This window comes from Martinezella tropici (assembly GCF_008370325.1).
Classification (GTDB): Bacteria; Pseudomonadota; Alphaproteobacteria; order Rhizobiales; family Rhizobiaceae; genus Rhizobium; species Rhizobium tropici_B.
On the sequence record NZ_VNIP01000003.1, the window covers coordinates 507,178 to 531,683 of the forward strand.

Genomic DNA, 24,506 nt, shown 5'->3' on the forward strand with positions numbered 1-24,506 from the left:
CCTGGGATTGCTTAAACCAATCCGAGCGCAGACAGCTGCGCATCGACATCGGCCCGCCATTCGGCCAGCAAAGTTTCGTTGGGCGTATGGCGCAGGCCAAAGCGCGACAATGTCTCGAAGCGGGCCGAGCCGGCGTGACCGAAGCTCGCCGCAACACGGGGATACCAATAAGCGACCGATGCGCGCGCCTTTGCCCGCCCCTCATCATCGGCGACGATGCGGGCAAGCCCGGCGGCGCCGAGTTCGGCATGCCGCTTTTCGCGCGGCAGGATAGCGCGGAAGACCTCGGCCAGCGGCTGGTAGGAAACGCGCGCCATTTCCTTCAGCTGTATTATGCTGGCAGCACCCATCAGCACATTCATGACGACAGCATCCACCCAGCCCTCAAGCGGATAGTGGAAGACGGAAAGCCGCATGTCGCCGCCCTGTCTGACAGCACCAATATCGGCGCCGCGGGAAAGCCGCACCGCCCAGGGATGGTGGACGGCATAACGGCCGCCATCGACGCCGAAGGTCTCCATGACCTTCAGGACCTGGCCGGCATGATCGGCCTTTTCCAGCACAATGCGTGCCGCAGAAATGCGCTCCTGAATCCCTGGCGCATCATTGATGATATCGGCAAAGCCGGCGGAACCGGCCAGTTCGCTATCGACGAAGCTCGCCATCAGGCGCAAGAGCTCGCCGCGATAGCGAGGCGGCACATTGTCGGGCGAGGAGAGCACACCGCCCTTCTCCAGATATTGCTCGATCGGCATCATCTCGGACATCTCGTTCCTCCCTTCGATGCGGCCCTACTGGTCGTAGCTGACGACGATGCGGTCAGTGAGCGGGTGGCACTGACAGGTCAGCACATAACCCTGACGCACCTCGTAATCCTCGAGCGCGTGGTTAACCTCCATCTCGACCTCACCTTCGAGAATCTTGGCGCGGCAGGTGGAGCAGACCCCGGCCTTGCAGGCGTAAGGCACGTCCAGTGCATTTTCGAGCGCGGCATCGAGCAGGCATTGGCCATGCTTGGGAAACTTGAAGACACGCGTCGCGCCGTCGAGCGTGACGGTCGCCTCGCAGCTCGTTTCATGATCGGCAGCGGCGATGCTCTCCACCTTGCGGCGAGCGCGGCCGGGCTGCGAGGAGGCGAAAAGCTCGAACTTGATCTGGTCGTCGCGCATGCCGTGCTCGCGGAGTGCTGCAGCGATCGCCAACATCATCGGCTCGGGACCGCAGATAAAGGCAGTGGCGACGGATTTCACATCGATCCAGCTCTTGAAGAGCGCCTTGCATTTTTCCGCGTCGATCCGCCCCGTGAAAAGATCGATCTCCTGCGCTTCGCTTTCGAGAATATGCAATATCGACAGGCGGCCGAGATAGAGGTTCTTCAGATCATCGAGCTCTTCGCGGAACATGATCGAGCTGATCTGCCTGTTGGCGTAGACCAGCGTGAAGACCGAACGCGGCTCGCGCGCCAGCACGGTCTTGATGATCGAAAGAACCGGCGTGATGCCGCTGCCACCGGCAAAGCCCAAATAGTGCCGTGCCACGTCCGGCTCGATCGCAGTGAAGAAGGCTCCCATCGGCGGCATGGCTTCCAGCGTGTCGCCGGCTTTCAGATTTTCATTGATCCAGGTCGAGAAGCAGCCGCCATCGACGCGCTTGATGCCGACCTTCAGCACGCCTTCGTCCTTGCCGGCGCAGATCGAATAGGAGCGACGCAGCTCCTCGTCATCGAACTTGCGGCGGAAGGTGAGATATTGGCCCTGCGTGAAGTCGAAGACGGCCCGATCCTCCTCGGATGGCGCAAGCGTGACGACAACCGCATCGCGCGTCTCGCGGCGTACGTCGGTGACGGTCAACGGATGGAAACGTGCCATGAATGCGAGCCTCGTCCTGTCGGGTCAAATGCATTTGAAGTAATCGAACGGCTCTAGGCAGTCGGCGCAGCGATAGCTCGCCTTGCACGGTGTCGAGCCGAACTGGCTGATCTTTTCCGTAGTTGTCGATCCGCAGCGCGGACAGGCGATAGTAAGGTTGGAGCGGCCAGAAAGCCGGTCGATACGCTTCATTAAGATGCCGTCAGCGGCCGTGCCATCGATCGGCGGGGCGATGCCGTAGGCGCGCAGTTTCTCGCGCCCCTCGGCACTGATCCAATCTGTCGTCCAGGCGGGCGACAGCTGGCGCTTGAGGCGTACCCGGTCGAGGCCCTTTTCGGCCAGCGCCCGCTCGATATCGAGATTGATTACCGTTGTGGCGGGACAGCCCGAATAAGTCGGCGTCACCGTGACGACAAGCGTATCGTCCTGCCAGCCGACGCCGCGGATGATGCCGAGATCGGTCAGCGAAATCACCGGGATTTCCGGGTCCGGCACCTCCGACAACCAGTGCCAGACCTCGTCGACCGAAGGATGCGGTGCGGTCGCCATGTCAGCCTCCTACCAGGTTGCGCCCGGATAGGCGCGCTGCAGGAACTGCATCTCGGTGAGGATATAGCCGAGATGCTCGGTATGAACGCCGCGCCGGCCGCCCTTGTGCATGTAACCATCCATCGGGCGCTCAAGCGTCGCTTCGGCCAGCGCATCGGAAACGATCTCGTCCCAGCCAGGTTTGAGGCTTTGCGGTTCCGGGATCACCCCGGCCTGTGCCAGTGCCGCATCAGCGGCATCGCCGACGAACATTTCGCCGGTGAAGGCCCAGAGATCGTCGAGAGCATCTTGCATGCGGCGATGGCTTTCCGCCGTGCCGTCGCCAAGGCGAATGATCAGGTCTCGGCTGCGGTCGAGATGATAGGAGACTTCCTTGAAGGCCTTTTCCGCGATTTCGGCGATGCGCCGGTCGGTCGAACCTTTCAGCGCTTTCAGCAAGAGATAGTGCCAGGCGTCAAAGAGAAATTGCCGCATCAGAGTCTTGCCGAAATCGCCGTTGGGGCGCTCGACGAGCAGGATATTGCGGAACTCTAAACCATCGCGCAGATAGGCGAGATCATCCGCCGAGCGGCCCTTGTCTTCCACCTGTCCCGCCAGACTAAGCCAAAGCTGCGTCTGGCCGATGAGGTCGAGCGCGGTATTGGCGAGCGCGATATCCTCCTCCAGCGCCGGCCCGCGGCCGCACCATTCAGAAACGCGATGGCCGAGGATCAGCGCATTGTCACCAATGCGCAGGAGGAATTCGAAGAGAACGGCCCGGTCGACCGCCGGCTCAAGGGTAGCGGTCGCCATCACATATGCCCCACTTCATCGGGAATGTCGAAGAAGGTCGGGTGACGATAGACCTTCGAATTGGACGGATCGAAGAGCGGGCCTTTTTCTGAAGGGGCGCTGGCCGTGATCTCGGAAGACCGCACCACCCAGATGCTGACGCCTTCGTTGCGGCGCGTATAGACGTCGCGCGCATTGTTGATCGCCATCTCTGCATCGGGCGCATGCAAGCTGCCGACGTGGCGATGGTTAAGGCCGTGCTGACCACGAATGAAAACTTCCCAAAGCGGCCATTCACTGGACATGTTTCTCACTCCCTAATCAGCCTGCTCACCTATTCGGCGGCAACCCTTGCGGCCGCGCGGCGCTCGGCTGCTTTCTCGGCATGCGCCGTCAGGCCGTCGCGGAACCACGCACCATCGTCCCAGGACTGCTTGCGGGCATTGAGGCGCTCCGCGTTGCAGGGACCGTTGCCGGCGATTACGCTGAAGAATTCCTCCCAGTCCGGCTCACCGAAATCGTAGCCGCCCTTTTCTTCGTTCCATTTGAGATCCGGATCGGGAACGGTCAGGCCGAGATATTCGGCCTGGGGCACGGTCTGGTCGACGAATTTCTGCCGCAGCTCGTCGTTGGAATTCTGCTTGATCTTCCAGGCCATGGACTGAGCCGAATGCACGGAGTCATCATCCGAAGGGCCGAACATCATCAGCGACGGCCACCACCAGCGGTTCAAAGCATCCTGCACCATGGCCTTCTGTGCCAACGTGCCCTTCACCATCTTCATCAGGATGTCGAAGCCCTGGCGCTGATGGAAGCTTTCTTCCTTGCAGATGCGGATCATGGCCCGGGAATAGGGGCCGTAAGAACAGCGCTGCAGGGGAACCTGGTTCATGATGGCAGCGCCATCGACCAGCCAGCCGATCGCGCCGATATCGGCCCAGGTCAGCGTCGGATAATTGAAGATCGAGGAATATTTGGCCTTGCCGGAATGCAGCTGCTCATACATCTCGTCGCGGCTGATGCCGAGCGTCTCGGCCGCGCAATAGAGATAGAGGCCGTGGCCGGCTTCGTCCTGCACCTTGGCAAGCAGGATCGCCTTGCGCTCCAGCGTCGGGGCGCGGGTAATCCAATTGCCCTCCGGAAGCTGGCCGACGATTTCGGAATGGGCGTGCTGGCTGATCTGGCGGATCAACGTCTTGCGGTAGCCTTCCGGCATCCACTCCTTCGGCTCGATCTTCTGGCCGGCATCGACGCGTTCCTGAAAGGCGCGCTCCTGTGGATCCATCTCGTCGAGGGAACGGATGCGGGCGACATCGGTTTTCACCATCTGTGCATACATTGATCTTCCTCCGTCCCAGCGCGTCCGACGCGCTCAAAAATGAGCGCAGACCTACGGTCGCCTTGAAGAACTCAATCAAGCTGAGGCTTTATGGCTTCACCAGTATAGGCCTGTTTCACGCCCTCCTCCACGAAACATCGATCCGACGACGAGCGCATTAACCGACCGATCGGTCATTGTATTAGCATGCGACATGTCACAATACAAATGAATTTTTTTAGTTTTCTGTGACATTTAATATCGTGAAAGCACACTGCGAAGAGAACTCGCACGCTATGTGCCTGAGCGGATTAATCTTTCAGCGGGACTTGAGGTGATCGAGCCGAGCCTGGCTTGCCGGCGTCGTCTCTTGAAGCTTGCCCGACTCGTTCAGGAAACGGCGACCGACATAGTCGTCGGCCTTTTTTGACAGACGCAAATAAAGTTCAGCAAACAGGCGCCGCGCCTTCTCACCCGGCCAATCGGCCGGCAGGGCGGACTTGGGAAGATGCGGCTCGCGCAGCACGATCAGGCGGTATTGGTGGACGAGGAGCAATCGCGCGATCAGACAATCGAACGGCGACAGGCCCACACAATCGCCAATCTCTCGCGAAAACGCGCCGAAGCGGGCGGTGAATTCGCTATAAGCTTCCGCAAAGTGCTGTAGGTTCCAGGCCTCTTCCGCAAGTTCCTTCAAGGCGCCGTTCTCGGTCGCAACCTCGGCGTTGAAGATAACGACGCGATCCGGCAGAGGTGGCGCGGGATGCGTGCCCATCGCAAGACGCGGGCTCAGCCTGGCGAAGCCGTCCCGCTCAAGGCCCTGCATGATCTCCTCGGGAGAGGGGCCATTGATCAAAACGAACTGCCACCGGACGGCAGGCTCCGGCCCATAGAAGAGACTGGCGGCTTCGGCGAATTCCGCTTGGGCCGCGTCCGTCAGCCGATAGTAGCTGCGGCGCCCTTCCCGCTCTCCGGCAAGCTGGCCGGCCGTAACCAGTCGCGACACCGCGGTGCGCACCAGCGTTTCGGTGATCCCAACGCTTTTGCATATCTCGATGAGATTGCCGATCCAGACGACGCCGCCCCGCGGCTCGATGACATCGCCATAGATCGTGACGATGAAACTCGCCGCCTTGATGGGCAGATCGACGAGAAGCGCTGCGACCGCGTCGCTCAAATCATCGCCGAGTTTGACGTTATCAGCCGACAATCCAACCCTGCTCCGCATCTGCAATCGTTAGGGTCTATTAGCGTGAGATGCTCATAATGTTCAAGGAGAGCGCAGCCAGAGGCCTCTATCGTGTGACATTCGTCGGCAACGCCGTCGTGTATTTGACGCATTTCAGCGAGAAGTGCGACGACGAACTCAGCACGGCTTCATGGGTCAGGATACCGCGCATCAAAAGCCCTTCATATTCCCGGACATCGGCAACGACTGCGCGGATGAGATAGTCCCATTCGCCCGACATGGAATAGCATTCGAGCACTTCGCGATAGCTCGCGATGAATTGTTCGAAATCGCGGCGGGTTGCGGGATCGTGGGTCTTCATCTTGACCTGACAGAAGACATTGAGGCCTTTGCCGATCTTGTCGGGATCGACAAGGCGGACCGTCCTGCCGAGCACGCCAGCGCTCTCCAGCGCCTTTATTCTTCGCCAGCAGGAGGCAGGCGATGCGCCCACCTTCTCGGCCAGCGCCGCTTGGGCGATATCGCCTTCTTCCTGCAGCACGCGAAGGATCGCCCTGTCGACGTGATCAAGGTTGAAATCTTCCATTCAAAAATACGCCATTTATGAAACAGATAAATCAAATACTAGGTCAATTCCCATGAGATTGAAAGGAATAACGCGGCCACTTTGAATTAGAATCATGCGACCGGATGCAGGAGGAGCAAATGGTCCAACTGGCGATGAGAAAGCATGAGCGCACCGCGCCCGACGACCGTATCGACTGGCGCAAGGTCGCCCGCCTCGTCCACCTTTCAAGAGCCCTCGATGAGCTGGAAGAGAAGCGTCTCGTTCCGGAAAAGAAGATCCTTTATCAATTTTCCGCCCGCGGCCACGATATGGCGCAGATCCTTCTCGGCACGCAGCTGACTGGCTTGCACGACGCGACGTGCGGCTATTATCGCTCGCGGCCGCTGCTCCTTTCGCTCGGGGTCGACCCGGCCGATGCGCTCGGCTCGGCCATGGGGCGTGCCGGCGGCTATTCCGACGGGCGCGATATCGGCGTCGTCTTCAACTATCCCAACCTCTCCGGTGCATCGGCGCTGCCCATGTGCGGCGGCGTCGGCGCCCAATATACGCCGACGGCCGGTTGGGCGCAGGCGATGAAATACTATGCGACCACTTTGGGGCGCGAAGAATATGCGCGGGATATCGCCGTCGTCCTCGGGGGCGACGGCTCGGTCGCCTCGAACGGCTTCTGGGCAGCGCTGAGTGCCGCAACGACGCAAACATTGCCGATGCTGTTCTACATCGAAGACAATGGCTTCGGCATCTCGGTTCCTTCAACTGTGCAGACCCCAGGCGGAAATATCGCGGCCAATCTGGCAAGCTGGAGAAACCTCGCAATATTCGATGGCGACGGCTGCGACCCGGCCGAGGCTGCACATCTCGTACAGGAGGCCGTCTCCTTCGTCCGCGAAAAGCGCAAGCCCGCGCTGCTGCGGCTGACGGTTCCCCGGCTCGAGGGCCACAGCTTTCAGGACACGCAGACCTACAAGAGCGAGGAAACCGTGAAGCGCGAATGGGAGCGCGATCCGCTACCGCGCCTGAAGGAATTTCTCGTTCCCGCCGTCATGTCGATGGAGGAATGGACCGCCTGTGAAAGCGAAGCGCGCGAGATAGCCGAAAGCGCCAGCGCAGCCGCCGAGGAACGGCCGGTTGCCGACCCCTCCTCGGTGACCCGCCATGTGTTCTTCGATGGCGACATGCAGACGATGGGCGGCCAGCATGCCTTCGGATACGTGGCTCCGGCGACAACGGATGAACCCGAGATCGCCGGCCCGCGCATCAACATGGTCACCGCCATCCGCAGAACGCTCGAACACGAGATGTCGATCAATGAGCGCGTCGTCATGTTCGGCGAGGATATCGGCCCCAAGGGCGGCGTGCATGCCGTGACCCTTGGAATGCAGGAAAAATTCGGCAACGAGCGGGTTTTCGATACCTCGCTGTCCGAGGAGGGGATCATCGGCCGCGCCGTGGGTATGGCGCTGGCCGGCCTCGTCCCCATCCCCGAAATCCAGTTCCGGAAATATGCGGAACCGGCCACCGAACAGCTGAACGACTGCGGCACCATCCGCTGGCGCACCAACAACCGCTTTGCGGCTCCCGTCGTGGTGCGCATGCCCGGCGGTTTCTTCAAATGCGGCGATCCCTGGCATAGCCAGACCAATGAAGTGGCCTTCGTCCACCAACCCGGCTGGAAGGTCGCCGTTCCTTCGAATGCCGAGGATGCCGTCGGCCTGCTGCGCACTTCGATGCGCGGCAACGACCCGGTCATCTTCTTCGAACACAGGGCCATGCTCGATCATGCATGGGCGCGCCGCCCCTACCCCGGCGACGATTTCGCGCTGCCCTTCGGTAAGGCAAAGCTGACACGGACCGGCAGCGACATCACCATCGTCACCTGGGGCGCCATGGTGCACCGCTGCGAGGAAGCGGCAGAAGCTATCTCCGCCGACGTCATCGATCTCCGCACGCTGATGCCCTGGGATCAGGAGGCTGTACTAACATCGGTCGCCAAGACGCACCGCTGCCTCATCGTCCACGAGGATCTCGAAGCAGCAGGTTTTGGCGCCGAGATTGCCGCTGTGATCGCAGACAAGGCCTTCACGGATCTCGACGCCCCGGTCTCCCGCCTGACCATGCCCGATATTCCGAGCCCGCATAATCCCGTCCTGTTGGAACGGGCCGTGCCTTCGACGGAACGGATTGCCAAGCGCATCGCCGAAATCCTGGAGTTTTGAGAATGACGAATACCGTCGAGATCACGTCACCGATCGAGCAGGAAGGCACGAAGGCAGTCGTCCGCAATTGGCTGAAGCAAATTGGCGATCATGTCCGCGAAGGCGATGCGCTCGTCGAACTGGAAACCGACAAGGTGACCCAGGAGATACCGGCGCCTTGCGATGGCATCTTGAGCGAAATCTCCATGACGGATGGCGATGACGCCGTACCCGGGGCGATCCTGGGGCGAATGAGCGTCGAGGCGATCAGCATTGCAGCAGAAGCGGCCGCTACTCCGCTGCCGATGCAGCAGCCGGCCCCGACAATGACCGCCTCCAGTTACTACTCGCCTGCCGTTCGCAGCGCTGCCAAGGAATATGCGATCGATCCCGCTTCCCTGAAAGGCAGTGGCAAGGGCGGGCGGGTCACGCGCGCCGACATGGATCACGCGCTCGAAGCCGGCAAGTCCCATCCAGCCGCTTTGATATCGCAACAGGCGACCGGCCAGCCTTTCCCGGTAACTTCGGTTGAAGGGAAGTCCCGGAGCGTGCCCCATTCCGCCATGCGGCTTGCGATTGCAAGGCACATGGCCGAATCCCTTGCGACGGCACCGCAGGTCACCGCGGTCTTCGAGGCGGACTTCACGGCGATCATGCGCCATCGCGACCGCCACAAGGACCGCATGAAGGCCGAGGGCATAAACCTCTCCTATACCGCATACTTCGTGGCGGCGTCTGTCGCAGCCATGAAGATCGTACCGGAGGTCAACAGCCGGTGGCACGATGATAGTCTTGAAGTATTCGAGGACGTCAACATTGGGGTCGGCATCGCATTGGCCGACAAGGGCTTGGTCGCACCGGTGATCCGGCAAGCGCAGGATCTTCCACTGGAGACCATTGCCGCCCGCTTGCAGGATTTGACGAACAGGACACGATCCAACGCGCTTAAGGCCGACGAGCTGAAGGGAGGAACCTTCACGATCTCCAATCACGGCGTCTCCGGATCGCTGGTCGCTTCCCCCATCATCATCAACCAGCCGCAATCGGCCATTCTCGGCATCGGCAAGCTGGAAAAGCGTGTCGTCGTTCGGGAGGTCGATGGGGTCGATACGATCCAGATCCGCCCGATGTCCTATGTGTCCCTGACGATCGACCACCGTTCCCTGGACGGCCACCAGGCGAACGCGTGGTTGACGGAGTTCGTGCGGGTTCTGCAGGATTGGCCTTAATAAGTGGAGGGAGGTACCAATGAACAAGACGGCGTTTTTCGATAGTCTGACAGAGCAGAAGCCCGATCCTCTGCTGGAATTGATTGCCAAGTTCGCCGCCGATGCGAGAGCCGGAAAAATCGATCTTGGCGTCGGCGTCTATCGCGATGAAACGGGCCGCACCCCTGTCATGCAGGCCGTCAAGGCGGCCGAGCACCATCTCTGGGAAACGCAAGGATCCAAATCCTATATCGGCCCGGAGGGAGACCCAGCCTTCCTGCGGGCGCTGGCCCTCGAAGTTTTCGGTGAGCGCCACGGCGGCAGGCGGCTCGCCGGAATTCAAACGCCGGGCGGCACCGGCGCACTGCGTCTGGCTGCGGAACTGCTTGCGCGAGATCGGCGGCGGAAGATCTGGATCGGCACGCCGACATGGGTCAATCACCGGCCGATCTTTGCCGCGGTCGGCCTTCAGGTCAGAACCTATCGTTTCTTCGATATCGGCAAACAGGCCATTCTGATCGACGACATGATGACGGCCCTACGGAACGCCACACCCGGCGACGCGGTGCTGCTGCAAACGAGCTGCCACAATCCCACGGGCGCAGCTTTCTCGCCGCAGAATTGGCGAGATATTGCCGACGTCGTCGCTGCCAAGGGATTGCTTCCCCTCTTCGACAATGCCTATCAGGGCCTCGGGCGCGGCCGGATCGAAGATGCGGCCGGCATGATGACGGTCATTGAAGCTGTCGGCGAAGCCATGGTTGCCGTATCCTGCTCGAAATCCTTTTCGCTCTATCGGGAACGCACCGGCGCGGTCTATCTGTTCGCGGATCAGCAGGCATCGTTGAACAAGGGCATAGGCAATCTCGCAGGCTATGCGCGCACCAGCTACTCCATGCCGCCCGCACACGGGGCGGCCATCGTTGCGGCAATCCTCCAGGAGCCGTCCCGCCGCCAGCTCTGGGTGGATGAACTGAACGACATGCGCATCCGCATAACGGAAATCCGCCGCGCGGCCGGAGAGGCCTTTGGTCGATTTCTTCCGGAGCTCGCCCACATGAGCGCCCAGGAGGGCATGTTCTCCCTGCTGCCGATCTCTCCCGAAAATGTCCTGAAGCTCCGGGCCGAACACGGCATCTACATGCCGGACTCCGGAAGAATCAATGTTGCGGGCATGCGGGTCGAGGACGTGGCGTCCGTGGCCGAATGCATCGGCCCCTACCTGGCTTGAAGATGGGCCGAAGTGGTCAAGCGTTTCAGGCGAGCGCTCGACTGCAATGTTCTATCTTTTTGTTTTTACGCAATTCCAAGCGGAAAACCGCCATACGCTTTTCCTGGAATTGCACTATCGAACCGCGACGTCGGAATTGCGTCCGCCGGCAACGATCTCTTCGAGAGCCATCGCTGCACCCAGCAGCCGTTCATCCTGGTTCTTCGGCGCCGACAGCAGGAAGCCGACCGGCATGCCTGCTTCACCCATGCCGCAAGGCAGGGATACGCCGCACCAATCGAGAAAATTGCCAATCGCTGTGTTCCGCAGCGTCCTGCCATTGATCTTTACGAACAGCTCGTCATCAGCTTCCAGGGGGCCAAGCGCCGGCGCAACATGGGCAACCGTCGGATAGGCGATGAACTCGTTCGGCCCAAGCATGCCGGCAACTTCCTTGACCAATTGCTCGCGCACTTTGAGCGTTTCCAGATAGCCGACCAGCGTCGTCTTCTCTCCGAGACGCGTCCGCGCCACGACACGCCGGTCCATGGAATCGGCTTCCGGTCCTGCCAGACGGCGGTGATGCAGCACGAAGGCCTCGGCAGTAACCAAAGGCCCATACTCGGCCATCAGCTCAAAGAGCCTTTCGAAAGCCGGAAATGCGGCTCGCCGGATCTTAACGCCAGCGGCACTCAACCTCGCCAGCGTCACCTCGAAAGCTGCAAGAACACCATCCTGCGCATCATCCATGACGATATTTGTCGGCACCACGATGGAAAGCCCGGCGGCTTCGGCGCGCTCTACCTCGGGGACAAAGCGCCCACGCATTGCGGCATCGACCCAAATGGCATCCTGGACGCTGCGGCACAGCGGACCGAGCGAGTCGAGGCTGGCCGACAGCGGAAAGACACCGCCCATGCTGTAGCGGCCATGGCTTGCCTTATAGCCGACAAGGCCATTGAAAGCAGACGGTATGCGGACAGAGCCGCCCGTATCCGTGCCGATCGATACCGGCACGAGACCGGCGGCGACCGCGACGGCAGACCCCGAGGACGAACCGCCCGGAATGCGCGCGACATCCGTTGCCAGCGGGTTTAGCGGCGTGCCGTAATGCGGATTGAGGCCGAGGCCAGAAAAAGCGAATTCGCTCATATTGACGCGGCCGACGGCAATCATGCCCGCCACCTTCAGCGCCTTGACGACATCGGCATCATCCTGCGCGGGCGCGGCATCCGCAAGCACGATCGAGCCGGCCGTGGTCGGCAGGCCGCTGATGGCGAAGAGATCCTTCCATGCGACGGGAATGCCATCCAGCAGCCCGCGCGAACGCCCTTCGCGCAGCCGCCTCGACGAAGCAGCCGCCTCTTCCATCGCGCGCGTTTCCAGCAGCCGCGTGAAGATCGCCTGATCCTTATAGGTCCGGATCGCATCAAGGCTCTCCTCGACCAGCGCGACCGGGTCGAGAGTGCCGGACTGGATCAGCACCGACAATTGCGCGATCGATTTGCCGAGATGTGTCATTGACTCTGCTCTCCTCTGCCGCCGACAAGCTGCATCCAGCGACGAACCAGATAATTGTGCTCATCCATTGTCGTATTCCAGACGGCAATGCAATTGGCGCGCTGCCAATAGGAGCCGCCGCTGCGCGCCGAGCCCTTTGTGATCCGCGTCTGACCATCCGGGCCAGGCAGGTCCTCGGTCGCGGAAACGCCCTCGTACCAATAATCCCATTCCGCCTGCGTCATGAACTCACGGGAACGCTGCGGCGTCGAAATATAATAGCCTTGGCGCGCGACGACGGCGCCCGGCCATCCCGAGATCCACCAGTTGAGATAGTCGTAGGCGACATCGAGCAGACGGCCGCTCAAGTATTTCGAAAGGCACAGGCCGCCATGCCAGGCGCGATATCCTTCCGCTGGCACCGCCTGCTCGACCGGCACCCCCTTGGAATTCAGGATGCCGATGCCGGGCGACCACATGCTCTGGACGCTGGTCTCGCCGGCGATCATCAGCCGTGCCGCATCCTCGGCGGTTTTCCAGAAATCCCGGAAGAAGCCGGCCTTCTTGCGTTCCTCCAGGAGATCGATCAGCTGATCGATCTCCTGAATGGACATATTGCCGATATTGTCGAACGACATAAGGCCGGCCGCCTGTGCCGCCAGCGCCGCATCGAAGATGCCGATGGCAGGCTCATCCACCAGCGCCACCCTGCCCGCCCAGCGCTCGTCGAAAAGCGCGCCCCAGGAATGCATGCCGACGCCATTTGGCGTCAGATCGGTCCGATAGGCGAAACTGTCGAAGTTATGCGTGGTTGGCAGCATGGAGATGAAACGCGACGGCGTATCGCCCAAGGCGAGATTGGGCTGGACGAACAGCTTCTTCGCCGGGACGTCGCCAAGTCCCATTCGGGGATTGGGGCCAATATGGCCAGTCTTGGTGAGATCGTTCACTTCATCCCAGAGGACAATGCGTTGCGTGTCTACGGGCTGGATCGCGCGCCAGTGCCAGACGATGTCGAGATTGTGGAAGCACTGATCGTAGATGTCGTAGGTTTCCGGCTCGCGCGCCGCCTTGTACTGTGTCGTCAGGAAGTCGTTGTTGTCGAACGCCACATCGATGCCCAAATCCTCCTGCGCGCGCAGGCGCAGTTCCTCCAGCAGCGAGATCGCGGTGCCGAGAACGCGCAGGCGCGGCCGGCCCTTCAGACGCAAGGCGGGAGCAGAAAGGCTTTTTTCATGCTTGTTCATAGAGATACCGGTTGTCTCATCGCGCCGCGGCGATCGGGTAAGACGCTGCGGGCATGCGCGCCAGTGTGAAGGCTTCGAACGAGCGTTTCAATAGCGCGCCATCGAGCCCGTCCAGAATGAAGACCAGTCGCGAAGTGCGGTCCTTCGAAGGCCAACCATCCATGTGCACCGGTGTATGAACCAGATGCTGGACGCCATGGACGGCTACGGGGCGCTCCTCGCCGCTGAGATTGAGGATACCCTTCACCCGCAATACCCGCTCCCCATGCCGATTGAGCAGCATGGTCAGCCAGAGCCCGAAAGCGGTCCAATCGACAGGCCTGTCGATGCTGAGCGAAATCGAGGAAATAGTGGCCTGATGCGGCGCGCCGTCCGAGGAAACGAGCTGCACCGGCTCCTCGCAGTAAAAGCCGCTTGGCGACAGGCTACCGCTTGGCGAGACATCGCTTTGAACGGCGACCAGCGAGGAGAGATCAAGATCCGGATCGGCCGCGATCAGGATCGGGGCATCGGGATTGAGCACGCGAAGGCGAGCTTCAAGGTCGTCTCCACCACGGTCCGCCTGAAGATCGGTCTTGGTGATGATCAACCGGTCCGCGACCGCTGCCTGCCTATTGGATTCGATATAGGTGTCGAGCTGGTGCAACCCATTCACAGCATCGACGGTCGTAATCACGTTACCGGCACAGAAGTGATGCCGGAGCACCGGATCGGCCTTGATGGTCGAAAGCACAGGGAATGGATCGGCGAGACCGGTGCTTTCGATGATGACGCGCCGGAATGGCGGCAACAACCCGCGCTCGCGGCGGGAGTAAAGTTCCTTGAGTGCCGTGGCAAGCTCACCCCGTACGGTACAGCAAACGCATCCCGAACGCAGCAGCACCATCTCGCCGTCGACGCTTTCGACGAGATCGTGGTCCAGCCCGATCTCGCCGAATTCGTTGATGAGCACCGCCGTATCGGCAAAGGCCGGATCCGCCAGGATGCGCTTGAGCAGCGTTGTCTTGCCGGAGCCGAGAAAGCCCGTCAGTAGATTGATCGGCAGAAACCCGCTTGTTTCAATCGACATGCCTTGCCTCCATCCAGGCGACGAAGGCATCGTCGAGCGGATCGCAGGGCCGGCCGATGAGCCTTTCGGCCGCCGGCCAGAGATGACCGAGATCTTCGATGATCTCGCTCCTGCCCGTTCGCGTCGACAGCACGAAGGATGCGCCCTGCCAATCGGACAGGACAAGGCCGAAGCCCGAGAGCATCGCGTTGGCGGCACGCACGCGCTCGGCACGCTCACGCCTCCGGTCGGGGCTGGCGTGATTGCGCGTGAATACGCCCGGCCGAGCCGCAGCGTCGGTCCAGTGCTCATTGCCGCCGAGCACGCCGCACAGTGAACACATAACAATCGCCTCCGACCTAATGCCTCGATCCTTCAGCCTAGCCGGCTATTTCTTGCGCGGAAAGCGGGCCGCGAAATCGTCGGCGATCTCGTTCATCGTGACGAACTTCACGCCGGGATGCTTGATCATATGCGCATAGAGCCGCTCAAGCATCATCAGCACCTGCGGCCGGCCGGCGACGTCGGGATGGATGGTGATCGGGAAGACGGCATAATCCATCTCGCGATAGACCCAATCGAACTGATCGCGCCACATCTGCTCAATGTCGTGGGGATTAACGAAGCCGTGGCTGTTCGGGGATTTCTTGATGAACATCATCGGAGGGAGGTCGTCGAGATACCAGGATGCCGGGATTTCGATCAGGTCGGTCTCTTGGCCGCGCTTCAGCGGTACCATCCAATCCGACGGTTTGCGCGAATAGTCGATCTTCGTCCAGCTGTCGCCGACACGCACATAATAGGGCGTGAAGTCCTTGTGCATCAACGAGTGGTCGTATTTGATGCCGCGCTCCAAAAGCAGCTCGTTGGTCACATTGGAGAACTCCCACCACGGCGCGACATAGCCGGTCGGGCGCTTGCCGGAAAGCCTGGTCACCAGCTCGATGCACTTGTCGAGAATCTCGGTCTCCTGCTCGCGCGTCATGGCGATCGGATTTTCGTGGCTGTAGCCGTGAATGCCGATTTCATGGCCGGCATCGGCCACAGCCTGCATCTGCTCCGGGAAGGTCTCGATCGAGTGGCCGGGAATGAACCACGTCGTCTTGATGCCAAAACGCTCGAAAAGCTTCACCAGCCGCGGGCTGCCGACTTCGCCGGCAAAGAGCCCTCTCGAAATGTCATCGGGCGAATCCTCGCCGCCGTAAGAGCCGAGCCAGCCGGCCACGGCATCGACGTCGACGCCAAAACTGCACAAGATTTCCTTTGCCATGGGATGACCTCCTTCAATTTAAGTTTTCTGTAATCAGTGAGCCGGGATGACGGTCGCGTCGGCCGGATCCCAGGTAAGCATGACCTCGGCGCCTATGGGAAAGGCGTCGGGCCGGTATTTGTCGACATGCGCTTCCAGGGCGAGGCCTCGGCCGTCGGGCAGGCTGATGCCGATCTGCGAGATGTGGCCGACGACGTCGAAACGCTCGACGCGCGCGCCGACAACATTGCCGCCAAAGGTCCCGACCAGATTGTCGCGCGCCGAGCCGTCTGCCGCATGAACCTCGATCGCCTCCGATGGAATGACGATGTTGACCTTGCTGGAAAGGCCGCCATTGGCACAGCCCGATAAGGTGCCGAACGAGGTCGAGACGAGTGTGCTGTCGGCTTTGGTGCCGGCAACCTCTCCCTCGAAGATGGTGTTGCGGCCGATGAACTGCGCAACGAACGGCGTGTTCGGGCGCGTATAAAGCTGATGCGGCGGGCTGATCTGCTCCACCCTGCCCTGGTTCATCACGACGATGCGGTCGGACAATGCCAGCGCTTCCGACTGGGCATGCGTGACGAAGACGAAGGTCACGCCGAGTTTCTTCTGCAGCAGCTTCAGCTCGTTCTGGATTGCCTTGCGCAGATTGGCATCGAGGGCTCCCAGCGGCTCGTCGAGAAGCAGCACATCCGGTTCGACCACCAGGCCGCGCGCAAGCGCGATGCGCTGGCGCTGGCCGCCGGAAAGCTTGTCGGGCTTTCGCTCGGCAATATCCTCCAGCCCAAGGGTCGCGAGAATGCGGTCGACCCGCGCATCCCGCTCGACCTTCGCCATGCCCTTGACTTCGAGACCATATCCAACGTTCCGCCGCACGGTCATATGCGGAAAAAGCGCATAGTTCTGGAAGATCATCGATGTCGGCCGGTTCTGCGGCCTGACATCGTTCATGCGCTCGCCCTTGATCATCATGTCGCCGGAAGAAATGCTTTCAAAGCCGGCAATCATGCGAAGCGTCGTCGTCTTGCCGCAGCCCGACGGGCCAAGGAAGGCGATAAATTCACCCTTCTTGATCGAAAGATTGAAGTCGATGACGGCGGGCGTGCCATTGTCATAGACCTTGCCGACATCGATGAGTTCCAAATCATATATCATGAGAGATCTCCGGGCGTGGAGGAGGAGGCGGATATCGCCTCCCCGCGCGGCATAGGATGGCCGGCCGCAGCCATCGGATCAGGCATTGAGGAATTCATCCCATTTCTGAACGAGATGGTCGTATTCGTCCGGCCACTGGTGCCAGTAGGCGACGTTCTTGGCGCGCTCCGCCAGCGAGCCGCCGTCGCGCAGGTCGCCTTCCTTTATGCCACGCTCGGCGGCACCGACCCACGGCTTGCCCTCGTACCAGAAAGCATATTTGTCCGGCGCCATGACCTTCTGGATATTGGTCGACGGCGAATAATAGCCCTGTTCGGAAACGGTGATGCCGGGTTCGCCCGAAAGCCAGTAATCGGCGTAGGCGATCACGGCATCCTTGTTCGGCGTGCCTGCGATCATCGAGGGACCGATCGCCCAGCCGCGATAGCCTTCCTTCGGAACGGCATATTTGCACGCCTTACCCTGCGCCTTGACCGCCATGACGGCCGGCTGCCAGGCGTCGCAGACGACCATCTCGCCCGATGCCATCAGGTTGACCAGCTCGCCGAAATCGCCCCACAGCGCGCGGAACTGCCCGTCCTTCTTCTTCGAAACGAGGAACTTCGCCGCTTCGTCGATTTCGGCCGTGCTCGGATTGCCCGGATTCTTGACGTTCAAAAGGCCAAGCGTGTTCATGGCCATGATGGCCTGGCCGAAGGCGATCAGCGGATCGGTGTTGAGGCCGGACTTGCCCTTGAACTTCGGATCGAAGATCGCCGACCAGGTGTTGGCTTCCTCGGCGGAGAGAACGTCGGGATTGTAGCCGATGGAATCGTAATTATAGACGGCGGGTACCATGTTCAGCGTGGTCTTGGCATCATCGGCCCAGATCTGGCCGACGATCTGCTGCTTCGGCTCCCACTTGTCGGACGGCGTCGTGAAGGTGTCGCGGATATTGGCCCAGTTCTTCAGGGAGGCGGCCGGGACCGGCTCGACATTGTTGGTCATGACGATCGACGGCAGGCGCTCGCCGATGATCTCCCAGCAATCGTAATCCTTGGAGCCGGACAGGATCTTGGTCTGCGCGTCCGGAAAGGTCGCTGCCGTACCGGAGGTCTGCCCGACGCCACTCGCCTTGCGAAAATCGTCGAGAATACGCTCCTGAACGGTGACGGACAGGCCGATGGTGCGCAACTGCTCCTTGGCAAGGCTAGCAGCCTGCGCATAGGCCGCCCGCGATGACAGGAAGGGCGTGCCGCCCCCGATCGCGAGCGCCATCACGCCAGCGGAATGCTTCAACAGAGAGCGTCTGTTCATTTCCATTTTGGACATTTTTGTTCTCCAGTGCTGATTGCTGTTCCCTTGGACCCTTTGTGGGCCTGCTTCATTGCCGTATCGCCCTTCACCCGGTCGCTGCCGGGTGATGACGATCAGTACCGCCCCACGAGGAGGCCACCATCCACGACCAGAACCTGGCCGGTCATGTATCTCGCGCCGTTCGAGGCGAGGAATGCGATCACGTCGGCGATGTCTTCCGGCTCGCCGAGCCGGCCCATCGGGATGAACTCTGCCGCCTTTTCCGCGCCGGCAGGCCCGAGCGAATTCTCTTCCGAAAGAAGTTGGGCGGTGCGGATATAGCCCGGCGCGATGCCGTTGACCCTGATGCCGTCCTTCGCCAGCTCGACCGCAAGCCCGCGCACCAGCCCGACGACGCCGGATTTCGCCGCCGAATAATGGATATGCTCGTCCCATCCATAGGCCACGCCCATGATCGAGGAGAGCGCGACGATGCTGCCCGACTTTCGGGCGCGCATGCCGGGTACGGCGGCACGCACCAGCTTGAAGATGCCCTTCAGATCGACATCCATGGTCAGATCCCACTTGTCGTCGGTGAGCTTGTCGAGCGGCGTGCGATGGGCGATACCCGCATTAGCAACGATGACGTCGATCTTGCCGAAGCGTGCCTCGACATTGGCGACGAGCTGATTGGCCGCTTCCGTCGAGCGCACGTCGTAAAAGTGAAACTCGGCCGAACCGCCGGCGGTCAGAATGTCGCGAACCGTCTGCTCGCCTTCCTTTTTAAGAATATCGGTGACGACGACATGATCGCCAAGCGCGGCAAAGACCTTCGCTGTCGCCTGGCCGATGCCGATGCCCGCTCCCGTGACGATGACCACCCGCTTTTCTAAACTGTCCATCTGCTTGTCTCCCTCAGAGCATCACATCGCCGGAATTCGGTCCAAGGGTCTGGCCGACAAAGAGGCTTGCTGCCGGCGAGGCCAGAAACGCCACGGTCGCGGCCACCTCTTCGGGCTCGCCGAAGCGACCGAGCGGCAGTTCGCGCTTCTTGCGTTCGCGCCATTCCTCGGAAAGACCGCGCACCAGCGGCGTATTGATCGGCCCAGGCGCCACGGCATTGACCCGCACGCCGCGGCTCGAAACCTCGCGAGCGAGCGCCTTGGTCATGCCGATGATTGCAGCCTTCGCACCGGAGTAATGAACCAGCTCGATGCCACCGATCTGGCCGAGCTGGGAGGCGACGTTGACGATGACGCCCTCGCCGCGCGCCAGCATCGAAGGCATGACGGCCTTGGTCATCAGGAAGGTGCCGCGAACATGCACGGCAAACATCCGGTCGAAATCCTCAAGCTCGAGGGTCTCGAATGCCGCCTGATGCGCTATGCCGGCATTGTTGACGAGAAGGGCGACATCGCCATGCAAGGCCTTGGCGGCAGCATGGACTGCCGCCACATCCTCGGGCCGCGCCACGTCACCGGCGATCGCGGTCGCCGCACCGCCCGCCTCTTTGATCTGCGAGGCAACAGCCTCGGCTCGCTCAGCCGAGAGGTCATTGACCAGAACCGAATAACCGTCGGTGGCAAGGCGCAGCGCAATGGCACGCCCGATACCCGAGCCGGCGCCGGTGACGATGGCGGAAACCCTCTGCACCATCATGCATCCTCCTGAATGCGGACACGCTTGGCGCGGCGGACCGACAGGCCCATCAGGATCGCGTAGGTGCCGAGGAGCGCGAAGGAAAAGAGCGTCGTCAGCACCCCGAAGGCAAAGACGTTCGGATGCACCTCGACGGAGAAGGTGCCGTAGATGGCGAGCGGCAGCGTCAACTCGCGGCCGGAGGCAAACAGAGTGCGTGAGAACTCGTCATAGGACAGCGTGAATGCGAAGAGCATGGCCGAAAGCACGCCCGGAAAGATCAGCGGGAAAGTGACCTTGCGGAAGGTGCGCGCCGGCGTGACGCCGAGCGACCAGGAGGCCTCCTCCATGCTCGGATCGAACCTGTTGAAGATGGCAAGCATGACGAGGAAGGCAAAGGGGAAGGTGTAGACGACATGCAGGACGAAGGCCGTGCTCCACCAGTGACGGTCGATGCCGAAGGCATTAGCGACAAGCGCCATGCCGAGGCCGACAAGCACGCCCGGCACCATCATGCCGAGAACGATGAGATAGAAAGCCGCGCCGGAACCGCGGAACTTGCGGCGAAAGGCCTGGGCGGACGTGACGCCGAGCACCGTCGAGACGATCATGGTCATCAGCGCCAGAAAGAGCGAGCGGATCAGCGCCTGGTCGATCGGCAAGGGTGCGATGCGCGAGGGCGGCGTCAGGCCGAAGAGATGCCGATACCAATAGGTCGACCATTCGATGATCGGAAATTGCGGACCACCCTCTGGTCCAGTCTGGAACGACAGGATCGCCAGGACGACGAGCGGGCCATAGAGGAAGATCAAGAAGAGGGTCGTGTAGACACCCAGGCCGAGCTTGATACCGCCAGCATTCATGATCAGAGCTCCTTTCTGAGGTCGACGATCTTGAGCAGGGCTGCGACGACCGCACCCATGATGATCGTGAGCACAACGCCGGCGACTGCGGCAAAGGCCCATTTCAGCGAGCCGACCTGGGTGACGATGATGTTGCCGAGCAGATTGACCTTGCGGCCGGACAGGGCGGCGGACGTTGCGAATTCGCCGAGAACCATGACGGAAACGAAGATCGCGCCAACCACCACGCCAGGCATGGACAACGGCAGTATGATCGTGCGGAAGATGCGCCAGAAGCCCGCACCGAGATCCTGGGCTGCTTCGATGACCGAAGCGTCGATGCGGCCCATCATGAAAGCGATTGGCCCGACCATGAAGACGCAGTAGATCTGTGTCATGCCGATGATGACGGACAGCTCCGAAAACAGCAGCACCTCTATCGGCTGCTGCACGATGCCGAGCTTCATCAGGATCATGTTGATGGCGCCTTCGGTGCCGAGCATCGGCCGCCAGGCAAGCACGCGGATGAGGAAGGACGTCCAGAACGGGATGACGCAGAGCACCAGAAGCACCGTCTGCAGCGTCTTGTTCTTGATGAGAAGCCCGACGAAGAGTGCCGCCGGATAGCCGACGATCAATGTCGATACCAGCACAAGCAGCCAAATGCGGATCGTCGTCCAGAGCGCCCCGAGATAGGTGGGGCTCGTCAGGAAGGTGACCCAGCTCTGCAGGGTCAGCGTCGGCTCTATCTTGAAGGTCGTCTGCGTCCAGAAGGAAACATAGACCATCATCAGCATCGGCAGAACGAGGAAGGCGACCATCCAGATCATGCCCGGCGCCAGAAGCCAGAATGTCTTGCTCGATCTCCGGCGCACGGTTACGCCTTCCTGGACGGCTTCCTCGCTTGTCGCAACCATGGTCATTTCTCGCTCTCCTTGGAGGGGCCGGGGAAAGATGTCGAAGGGCTCTTGCCAGCCGAAAACCCCGCATCAACCGAAGACAAGGGCATCCTCCTTCTTCCAGACGAGCGCATAGCGATCCATTTCGACAAAGGCCGGTGGGCGGGCATGGCTCAGATGGGATTCGACCTCGAAGACGTGACCGCCATCGAGCGCAAAGAAGGAATTGACCGCCGCTCCGGAATATTCGCTGGCGATGAAATCACCCTCGATGCGCACCTCGTCATTCGATAGCGCGGCATCGCGGGCGCGGATCGAAATACGGTCGTAGCGGATCGCATAGGCCGGTTGCGGCGCCTTCCGGCGCGATGCATTCAGGGGGAAGCGGCCTGCCGGCCCGACGAAAGCATCCTCGACGACATTGCCGGCAAACAGGTTATAGCAATTGAGAAAGCGGGCCACCGAGGCCGTTGCCGGGCTGTTGTAGACCACATCCGATGCGGCGGCCTGGGCAATGCGGCCGCGATCGAGCACGAGGACCAGATCCCCCATCGCCAGGGCTTCGCTCTCGCTACCGGTGACATGCAGGAAGGTCACGCCGCAGCGCTCGCGGATGATCTTGAGCTCGCTTCGCATACGGCCGCGCAGATTGGCATCGAGCGCGCCGAGCGGCTCGTCCAGCAGCACCATCTTTGGCTCCGTCACCAATGTGCGCGCCAGGGCGACGCGCTGGCGTTGCCCGCCGGAAATCTGCGTGACGGCGCGGTCGTCAAATCCCTTGAGGCCGACCAGCGACAGCATGTCCTGAACCCTCTTTGCCAGGACGCGCGCATCCGTGACCGGATCGACCTTGCGGTTGCGCAGGCCGAAGGCAACGTTCTCGGCAACGGAAAGATGCGGAAACAGAGCGAAGTTCTGAAAAACGAAGCCGATGCCGCGATCATGCGGCTCCACGCCATCGAGCCGTTTACCGTGGAAAAGGATCGAACCGGCATCCGGCTCCTCGAAGCCGGCAATGACGCGCAGCAGTGTCGTCTTGCCCGAGCCGCTGGGGCCTAGCAGCGAGATATAGGCATTGTCGGGCAGAGAGAAATCTATCCTATTTAGCGCGGGCGCCGCGCCATAGGACTTGGTGACTTGGCTGAGCTGAAGAACGGTCGACACCGATTTCCTACCAGTTTCAAGGCAAGGACCATCCTTCGGGCAAAGCACCGTCATCGCCAGGATCTCATCGATCCGGACACCAGACGTCGGTCTGCATTCGCGCATGATGACATGCGCGTCAAAGAGATGTTCCTTGGCGTTTCAAAGAGTTCCACCTACGGCGCTTCTAACGAGCGCCTTGATGACGAGAGCATTGCATAAATGATTTTTGTATTCAATAGACTTTTTTCTGCAAAGTCGATTTGAAAATGACAAATGATCGTGAGGCGCTTAACGACGAGATTGAGAGGGTTGGCGTGATTTTAACTTGCGGGCAAATTTGACGACAAAGTCCTTGCCGTAAGCGCAGCCACGCGGCGCTCACGCTTGAAAAACATTCCACAAAAGCACGTCTCGCGACTCTATTCGCTCGCGCACAGTGCCGTAACGACCGCCAAAATCGCAGATTGAAAATATATTTTGTATTCAATAATCATTTATTTTTGCGCTATGTTGGTGCGACAAAACGCGTAAGAGTGAGGTATCGGAACGACGTGAGTCCATTGCATCAGATGACCGAAAACCGTGCGCGCCCCAATGCGCAAAAGCGCTACGAGATCGCCGAGGATGTTCTGCGTGGCAATATCGAGGACAACACGCTGCCGCGGGGCGTGGTGCTGCTCGAAGGGCCGATCGCCGATATCCTGCAGATTTCGCGCGCGCCGGTGCAAAGGGCGCTGCAGGCGCTGGAAACCGAAGGGCTGGTGCATCGCTTCAACGGGCGCGGCTACCTCGTCGGGCCTGCCGGCCACGGCATCGAGCCGAACCGCACCGATATCAAGACGCTTGGGCTGACGATCCCGCGCCATGCGGACGAGGCTTTGCAGAGCCGCGCCTCCTGGGAGCGCATCTACAATACCGTGGAAGCTGATGTCGCCGGCTGCGTCGTCTTCGGCCAGTACCGCATTATCGAGATCGAGCTTGCCGATCATTTCAATGTCAGCCGCACCGTCGTGCGCGATGTGCTGACCCGGCTGCGCGAACGCGGGCTTGTGCGCAAGAACCAGTCGTCCCACTGGATCGCCGGCCCGCTGACAGCACAGATGATCAAGGATCATTACGGCCTGCGCGGCATGCTGGAGCCGCAGGCGATGGTCGCCGGTGCGAGCCGGGTCGATCGGGAGCGCTTGAACGATCTGTTTCTGCGCCTTTCCGATCTCGAGCGGCGCGAACCGGCCGATCATCTTGCGACGCTCGAGGTCATCCAGGCGGACTTCATCGAGATCTGCATCCTTGCAACGCCGAACGAACGGCTGAAGGAATCCATCCGCAACAATCTGCTGCCGGTGACGGCGACGGAAAGATTGCTGCGGCGCCTCGGCCTGCCCGGCGATCCCGCCATCATCACCGAGCTCCGCCTGATCGCGGAACTGCTGCTGCGGGGTGCCGTCAAGGCGGCGGCGGCTATGATGGAAACCCATCTCGAAGCATCCGTCAACCGCACGATCGCGCAGATGAAGATCGTCGCGATCATCCCCGGCCCCGGCGTGACGGCCGCTTATCTCACCCGCGTTCTCGAATGAGGCGCAGACGATCCCTGCCATATTCCGGCTGCGTCGGAAGCGGGGGAT

The 24,506-nt window shown here is 61.0% G+C and carries 24 protein-coding genes; 4 read left to right on the forward strand and 20 right to left on the reverse strand.

What is annotated here, in order from left to right; all coding sequences use genetic code 11:
- Positions 1-11: 11 nt before the first annotated feature.
- From FP026_RS05210 to FP026_RS05245, 8 genes are all read right to left on the reverse strand, one after another.
- Positions 12-767 carry a Phenylacetic acid catabolic protein gene (locus FP026_RS05210; protein WP_149633550.1) on the reverse strand — a complete coding sequence of 252 codons (756 nt, stop codon included), beginning with the start codon at positions 765-767 and terminating at the stop codon, positions 12-14.
- A gap of 24 nt (positions 768-791) precedes the next feature.
- Entirely contained in the window at positions 792-1,868 is a 1,077-nt protein-coding gene (paaE, locus tag FP026_RS05215) for a 1,2-phenylacetyl-CoA epoxidase subunit PaaE (protein WP_149633551.1), read from the reverse strand.
- A 24-nt stretch (positions 1,869-1,892) separates the two neighbouring features.
- Complete coding sequence (gene paaD, locus FP026_RS05220; protein ID WP_149633552.1) at positions 1,893-2,417, reverse strand: 1,2-phenylacetyl-CoA epoxidase subunit PaaD; 525 nt, start codon at positions 2,415-2,417, stop codon at positions 1,893-1,895.
- A gap of 9 nt (positions 2,418-2,426) precedes the next feature.
- A complete protein-coding gene (gene paaC / locus FP026_RS05225) occupies positions 2,427-3,209 on the reverse strand; it encodes a 1,2-phenylacetyl-CoA epoxidase subunit PaaC (RefSeq protein ID WP_149633553.1) in 783 nt (260 codons plus the stop codon).
- Complete coding sequence (gene paaB, locus FP026_RS05230; RefSeq protein WP_069061017.1) at positions 3,209-3,493, reverse strand: 1,2-phenylacetyl-CoA epoxidase subunit PaaB; 285 nt, start codon at positions 3,491-3,493, stop codon at positions 3,209-3,211. The genes paaC and paaB overlap by 1 nt, the downstream gene beginning before the upstream one ends.
- Before the next feature lie 29 nt (positions 3,494-3,522).
- Positions 3,523-4,527 (reverse strand): 1,2-phenylacetyl-CoA epoxidase subunit PaaA, encoded by a 1,005-nt coding sequence (paaA, locus tag FP026_RS05235; RefSeq protein ID WP_149633554.1) that lies wholly within the window; start codon positions 4,525-4,527, stop codon positions 3,523-3,525.
- Between the two features lie 298 nt (positions 4,528-4,825).
- Positions 4,826-5,716: a phenylacetic acid degradation operon negative regulatory protein PaaX gene (paaX, locus tag FP026_RS05240; protein ID WP_149633555.1), complete on the reverse strand. Its 891-nt coding sequence runs from the start codon at positions 5,714-5,716 to the stop codon at positions 4,826-4,828.
- Positions 5,717-5,801: 85 nt separating this feature from the next.
- On the reverse strand, positions 5,802-6,281 hold the full coding sequence (locus FP026_RS05245; RefSeq protein WP_149633556.1) for an Lrp/AsnC family transcriptional regulator: 480 nt from the start codon (positions 6,279-6,281) through the stop codon (positions 5,802-5,804).
- A 119-nt stretch (positions 6,282-6,400) separates the two neighbouring features.
- Between FP026_RS05245 and FP026_RS05250 the strand changes: the two genes are divergently transcribed.
- The 3 genes from FP026_RS05250 to FP026_RS05260 are packed head-to-tail and all read left to right on the forward strand — an operon-like array spanning position 6,401 to position 10,897.
- A complete protein-coding gene (locus tag FP026_RS05250; RefSeq protein ID WP_149633557.1) occupies positions 6,401-8,479 on the forward strand; it encodes an alpha-ketoacid dehydrogenase subunit alpha/beta in 2,079 nt (692 codons plus the stop codon).
- A 2-nt stretch (positions 8,480-8,481) separates the two neighbouring features.
- Positions 8,482-9,687 carry a dihydrolipoamide acetyltransferase family protein gene (locus FP026_RS05255; protein WP_149633558.1) on the forward strand — a complete coding sequence of 402 codons (1,206 nt, stop codon included), beginning with the start codon at positions 8,482-8,484 and terminating at the stop codon, positions 9,685-9,687.
- A gap of 19 nt (positions 9,688-9,706) precedes the next feature.
- Entirely contained in the window at positions 9,707-10,897 is a 1,191-nt protein-coding gene (locus FP026_RS05260; RefSeq protein ID WP_149633559.1) for an aromatic amino acid transaminase, read from the forward strand.
- A 114-nt stretch (positions 10,898-11,011) separates the two neighbouring features.
- Here FP026_RS05260 and FP026_RS05265 read toward each other — a convergent pair whose 3' ends face one another.
- The 12 genes from FP026_RS05265 to FP026_RS05320 form a co-directional block, all read right to left on the reverse strand.
- A complete protein-coding gene (locus tag FP026_RS05265) occupies positions 11,012-12,397 on the reverse strand; it encodes an amidase (RefSeq protein WP_149633560.1) in 1,386 nt (461 codons plus the stop codon).
- Positions 12,394-13,623: an ABC transporter substrate-binding protein gene (locus FP026_RS05270; RefSeq protein ID WP_149633561.1), complete on the reverse strand. Its 1,230-nt coding sequence runs from the start codon at positions 13,621-13,623 to the stop codon at positions 12,394-12,396. Before FP026_RS05270 ends, FP026_RS05265 begins: the two co-directional genes overlap by 4 nt.
- 16 nt (positions 13,624-13,639) lie before the next feature.
- A complete protein-coding gene (locus tag FP026_RS05275; protein ID WP_149633562.1) occupies positions 13,640-14,692 on the reverse strand; it encodes a CobW family GTP-binding protein in 1,053 nt (350 codons plus the stop codon).
- Positions 14,682-15,014, reverse strand: a complete 333-nt coding sequence (locus FP026_RS05280; protein ID WP_149633563.1) for a hypothetical protein — start codon at positions 15,012-15,014, stop codon at positions 14,682-14,684. The genes FP026_RS05275 and FP026_RS05280 overlap by 11 nt, the downstream gene beginning before the upstream one ends.
- Positions 15,015-15,059: 45 nt before the next feature.
- Complete coding sequence (locus tag FP026_RS05285; protein ID WP_149633564.1) at positions 15,060-15,941, reverse strand: polysaccharide deacetylase family protein; 882 nt, start codon at positions 15,939-15,941, stop codon at positions 15,060-15,062.
- Positions 15,942-15,974: 33 nt separating this feature from the next.
- Positions 15,975-17,078 (reverse strand): ABC transporter ATP-binding protein, encoded by a 1,104-nt coding sequence (locus tag FP026_RS05290; RefSeq protein ID WP_149633565.1) that lies wholly within the window; start codon positions 17,076-17,078, stop codon positions 15,975-15,977.
- Between the two features lie 78 nt (positions 17,079-17,156).
- The gene (locus FP026_RS05295) at positions 17,157-18,389 is read right to left on the reverse strand and encodes an ABC transporter substrate-binding protein (RefSeq protein ID WP_149633566.1); all 1,233 of its coding nucleotides are present in this window, start codon (positions 18,387-18,389) and stop codon (positions 17,157-17,159) included.
- Between the two features lie 98 nt (positions 18,390-18,487).
- Complete coding sequence (locus FP026_RS05300; protein WP_149633567.1) at positions 18,488-19,255, reverse strand: SDR family NAD(P)-dependent oxidoreductase; 768 nt, start codon at positions 19,253-19,255, stop codon at positions 18,488-18,490.
- A gap of 13 nt (positions 19,256-19,268) precedes the next feature.
- Positions 19,269-20,009 (reverse strand): SDR family NAD(P)-dependent oxidoreductase, encoded by a 741-nt coding sequence (locus FP026_RS05305; protein ID WP_149633678.1) that lies wholly within the window; start codon positions 20,007-20,009, stop codon positions 19,269-19,271.
- Positions 20,009-20,854 (reverse strand): ABC transporter permease, encoded by an 846-nt coding sequence (locus FP026_RS05310; RefSeq protein ID WP_149633568.1) that lies wholly within the window; start codon positions 20,852-20,854, stop codon positions 20,009-20,011. Before FP026_RS05310 ends, FP026_RS05305 begins: the two co-directional genes overlap by 1 nt.
- Positions 20,855-20,856: 2 nt before the next feature.
- Positions 20,857-21,756 (reverse strand): ABC transporter permease, encoded by a 900-nt coding sequence (locus tag FP026_RS05315; protein ID WP_149633569.1) that lies wholly within the window; start codon positions 21,754-21,756, stop codon positions 20,857-20,859.
- Positions 21,757-21,822: 66 nt separating this feature from the next.
- Positions 21,823-22,896, reverse strand: a complete 1,074-nt coding sequence (locus FP026_RS05320; protein ID WP_149633570.1) for an ABC transporter ATP-binding protein — start codon at positions 22,894-22,896, stop codon at positions 21,823-21,825.
- Between the two features lie 551 nt (positions 22,897-23,447).
- On the opposite strand from FP026_RS05320, the gene FP026_RS05325 reads away from it, so the two are divergent.
- Positions 23,448-24,458 (forward strand): GntR family transcriptional regulator, encoded by a 1,011-nt coding sequence (locus tag FP026_RS05325; RefSeq protein ID WP_149633571.1) that lies wholly within the window; start codon positions 23,448-23,450, stop codon positions 24,456-24,458.
- Positions 24,459-24,506 lie beyond the last annotated feature (48 nt).

Bases quoted from the DNA above. Each gene is read 5' to 3' on its own strand.
- FP026_RS05210 (WP_149633550.1), bottom strand. From the start codon at position 767: ATGTCCGAGATGATGCCGATCGAGCAATATCTGGAGAAGGGCGGTGTG.
- paaE (WP_149633551.1), bottom strand. From the start codon at position 1,868: ATGGCACGTTTCCATCCGTTGACCGTCACCGACGTACGCCGCGAGACG.
- paaD (WP_149633552.1), bottom strand. From the start codon at position 2,417: ATGGCGACCGCACCGCATCCTTCGGTCGACGAGGTCTGGCACTGGTTG.
- paaC (WP_149633553.1), bottom strand. From the start codon at position 3,209: ATGGCGACCGCTACCCTTGAGCCGGCGGTCGACCGGGCCGTTCTCTTC.
- paaB (WP_069061017.1), bottom strand. From the start codon at position 3,493: ATGTCCAGTGAATGGCCGCTTTGGGAAGTTTTCATTCGTGGTCAGCAC.
- paaA (WP_149633554.1), bottom strand. From the start codon at position 4,527: ATGTATGCACAGATGGTGAAAACCGATGTCGCCCGCATCCGTTCCCTC.
- FP026_RS05245 (WP_149633556.1), bottom strand. From the start codon at position 6,281: ATGGAAGATTTCAACCTTGATCACGTCGACAGGGCGATCCTTCGCGTG.
- FP026_RS05250 (WP_149633557.1), top strand. From the start codon at position 6,401: ATGGTCCAACTGGCGATGAGAAAGCATGAGCGCACCGCGCCCGACGAC.
- FP026_RS05255 (WP_149633558.1), top strand. From the start codon at position 8,482: ATGACGAATACCGTCGAGATCACGTCACCGATCGAGCAGGAAGGCACG.
- FP026_RS05260 (WP_149633559.1), top strand. From the start codon at position 9,707: ATGAACAAGACGGCGTTTTTCGATAGTCTGACAGAGCAGAAGCCCGAT.
- FP026_RS05265 (WP_149633560.1), bottom strand. From the start codon at position 12,397: ATGACACATCTCGGCAAATCGATCGCGCAATTGTCGGTGCTGATCCAG.
- FP026_RS05270 (WP_149633561.1), bottom strand. From the start codon at position 13,623: ATGAACAAGCATGAAAAAAGCCTTTCTGCTCCCGCCTTGCGTCTGAAG.
- FP026_RS05275 (WP_149633562.1), bottom strand. From the start codon at position 14,692: ATGTCGATTGAAACAAGCGGGTTTCTGCCGATCAATCTACTGACGGGC.
- FP026_RS05280 (WP_149633563.1), bottom strand. From the start codon at position 15,014: ATGTGTTCACTGTGCGGCGTGCTCGGCGGCAATGAGCACTGGACCGAC.
- FP026_RS05285 (WP_149633564.1), bottom strand. From the start codon at position 15,941: ATGGCAAAGGAAATCTTGTGCAGTTTTGGCGTCGACGTCGATGCCGTG.
- FP026_RS05290 (WP_149633565.1), bottom strand. From the start codon at position 17,078: ATGATATATGATTTGGAACTCATCGATGTCGGCAAGGTCTATGACAAT.
- FP026_RS05295 (WP_149633566.1), bottom strand. From the start codon at position 18,389: ATGTCCAAAATGGAAATGAACAGACGCTCTCTGTTGAAGCATTCCGCT.
- FP026_RS05300 (WP_149633567.1), bottom strand. From the start codon at position 19,255: ATGGACAGTTTAGAAAAGCGGGTGGTCATCGTCACGGGAGCGGGCATC.
- FP026_RS05305 (WP_149633678.1), bottom strand. From the start codon at position 20,009: ATGGTGCAGAGGGTTTCCGCCATCGTCACCGGCGCCGGCTCGGGTATC.
- FP026_RS05310 (WP_149633568.1), bottom strand. From the start codon at position 20,854: ATGAATGCTGGCGGTATCAAGCTCGGCCTGGGTGTCTACACGACCCTC.
- FP026_RS05315 (WP_149633569.1), bottom strand. From the start codon at position 21,756: ATGACCATGGTTGCGACAAGCGAGGAAGCCGTCCAGGAAGGCGTAACC.
- FP026_RS05325 (WP_149633571.1), top strand. From the start codon at position 23,448: ATGACCGAAAACCGTGCGCGCCCCAATGCGCAAAAGCGCTACGAGATC.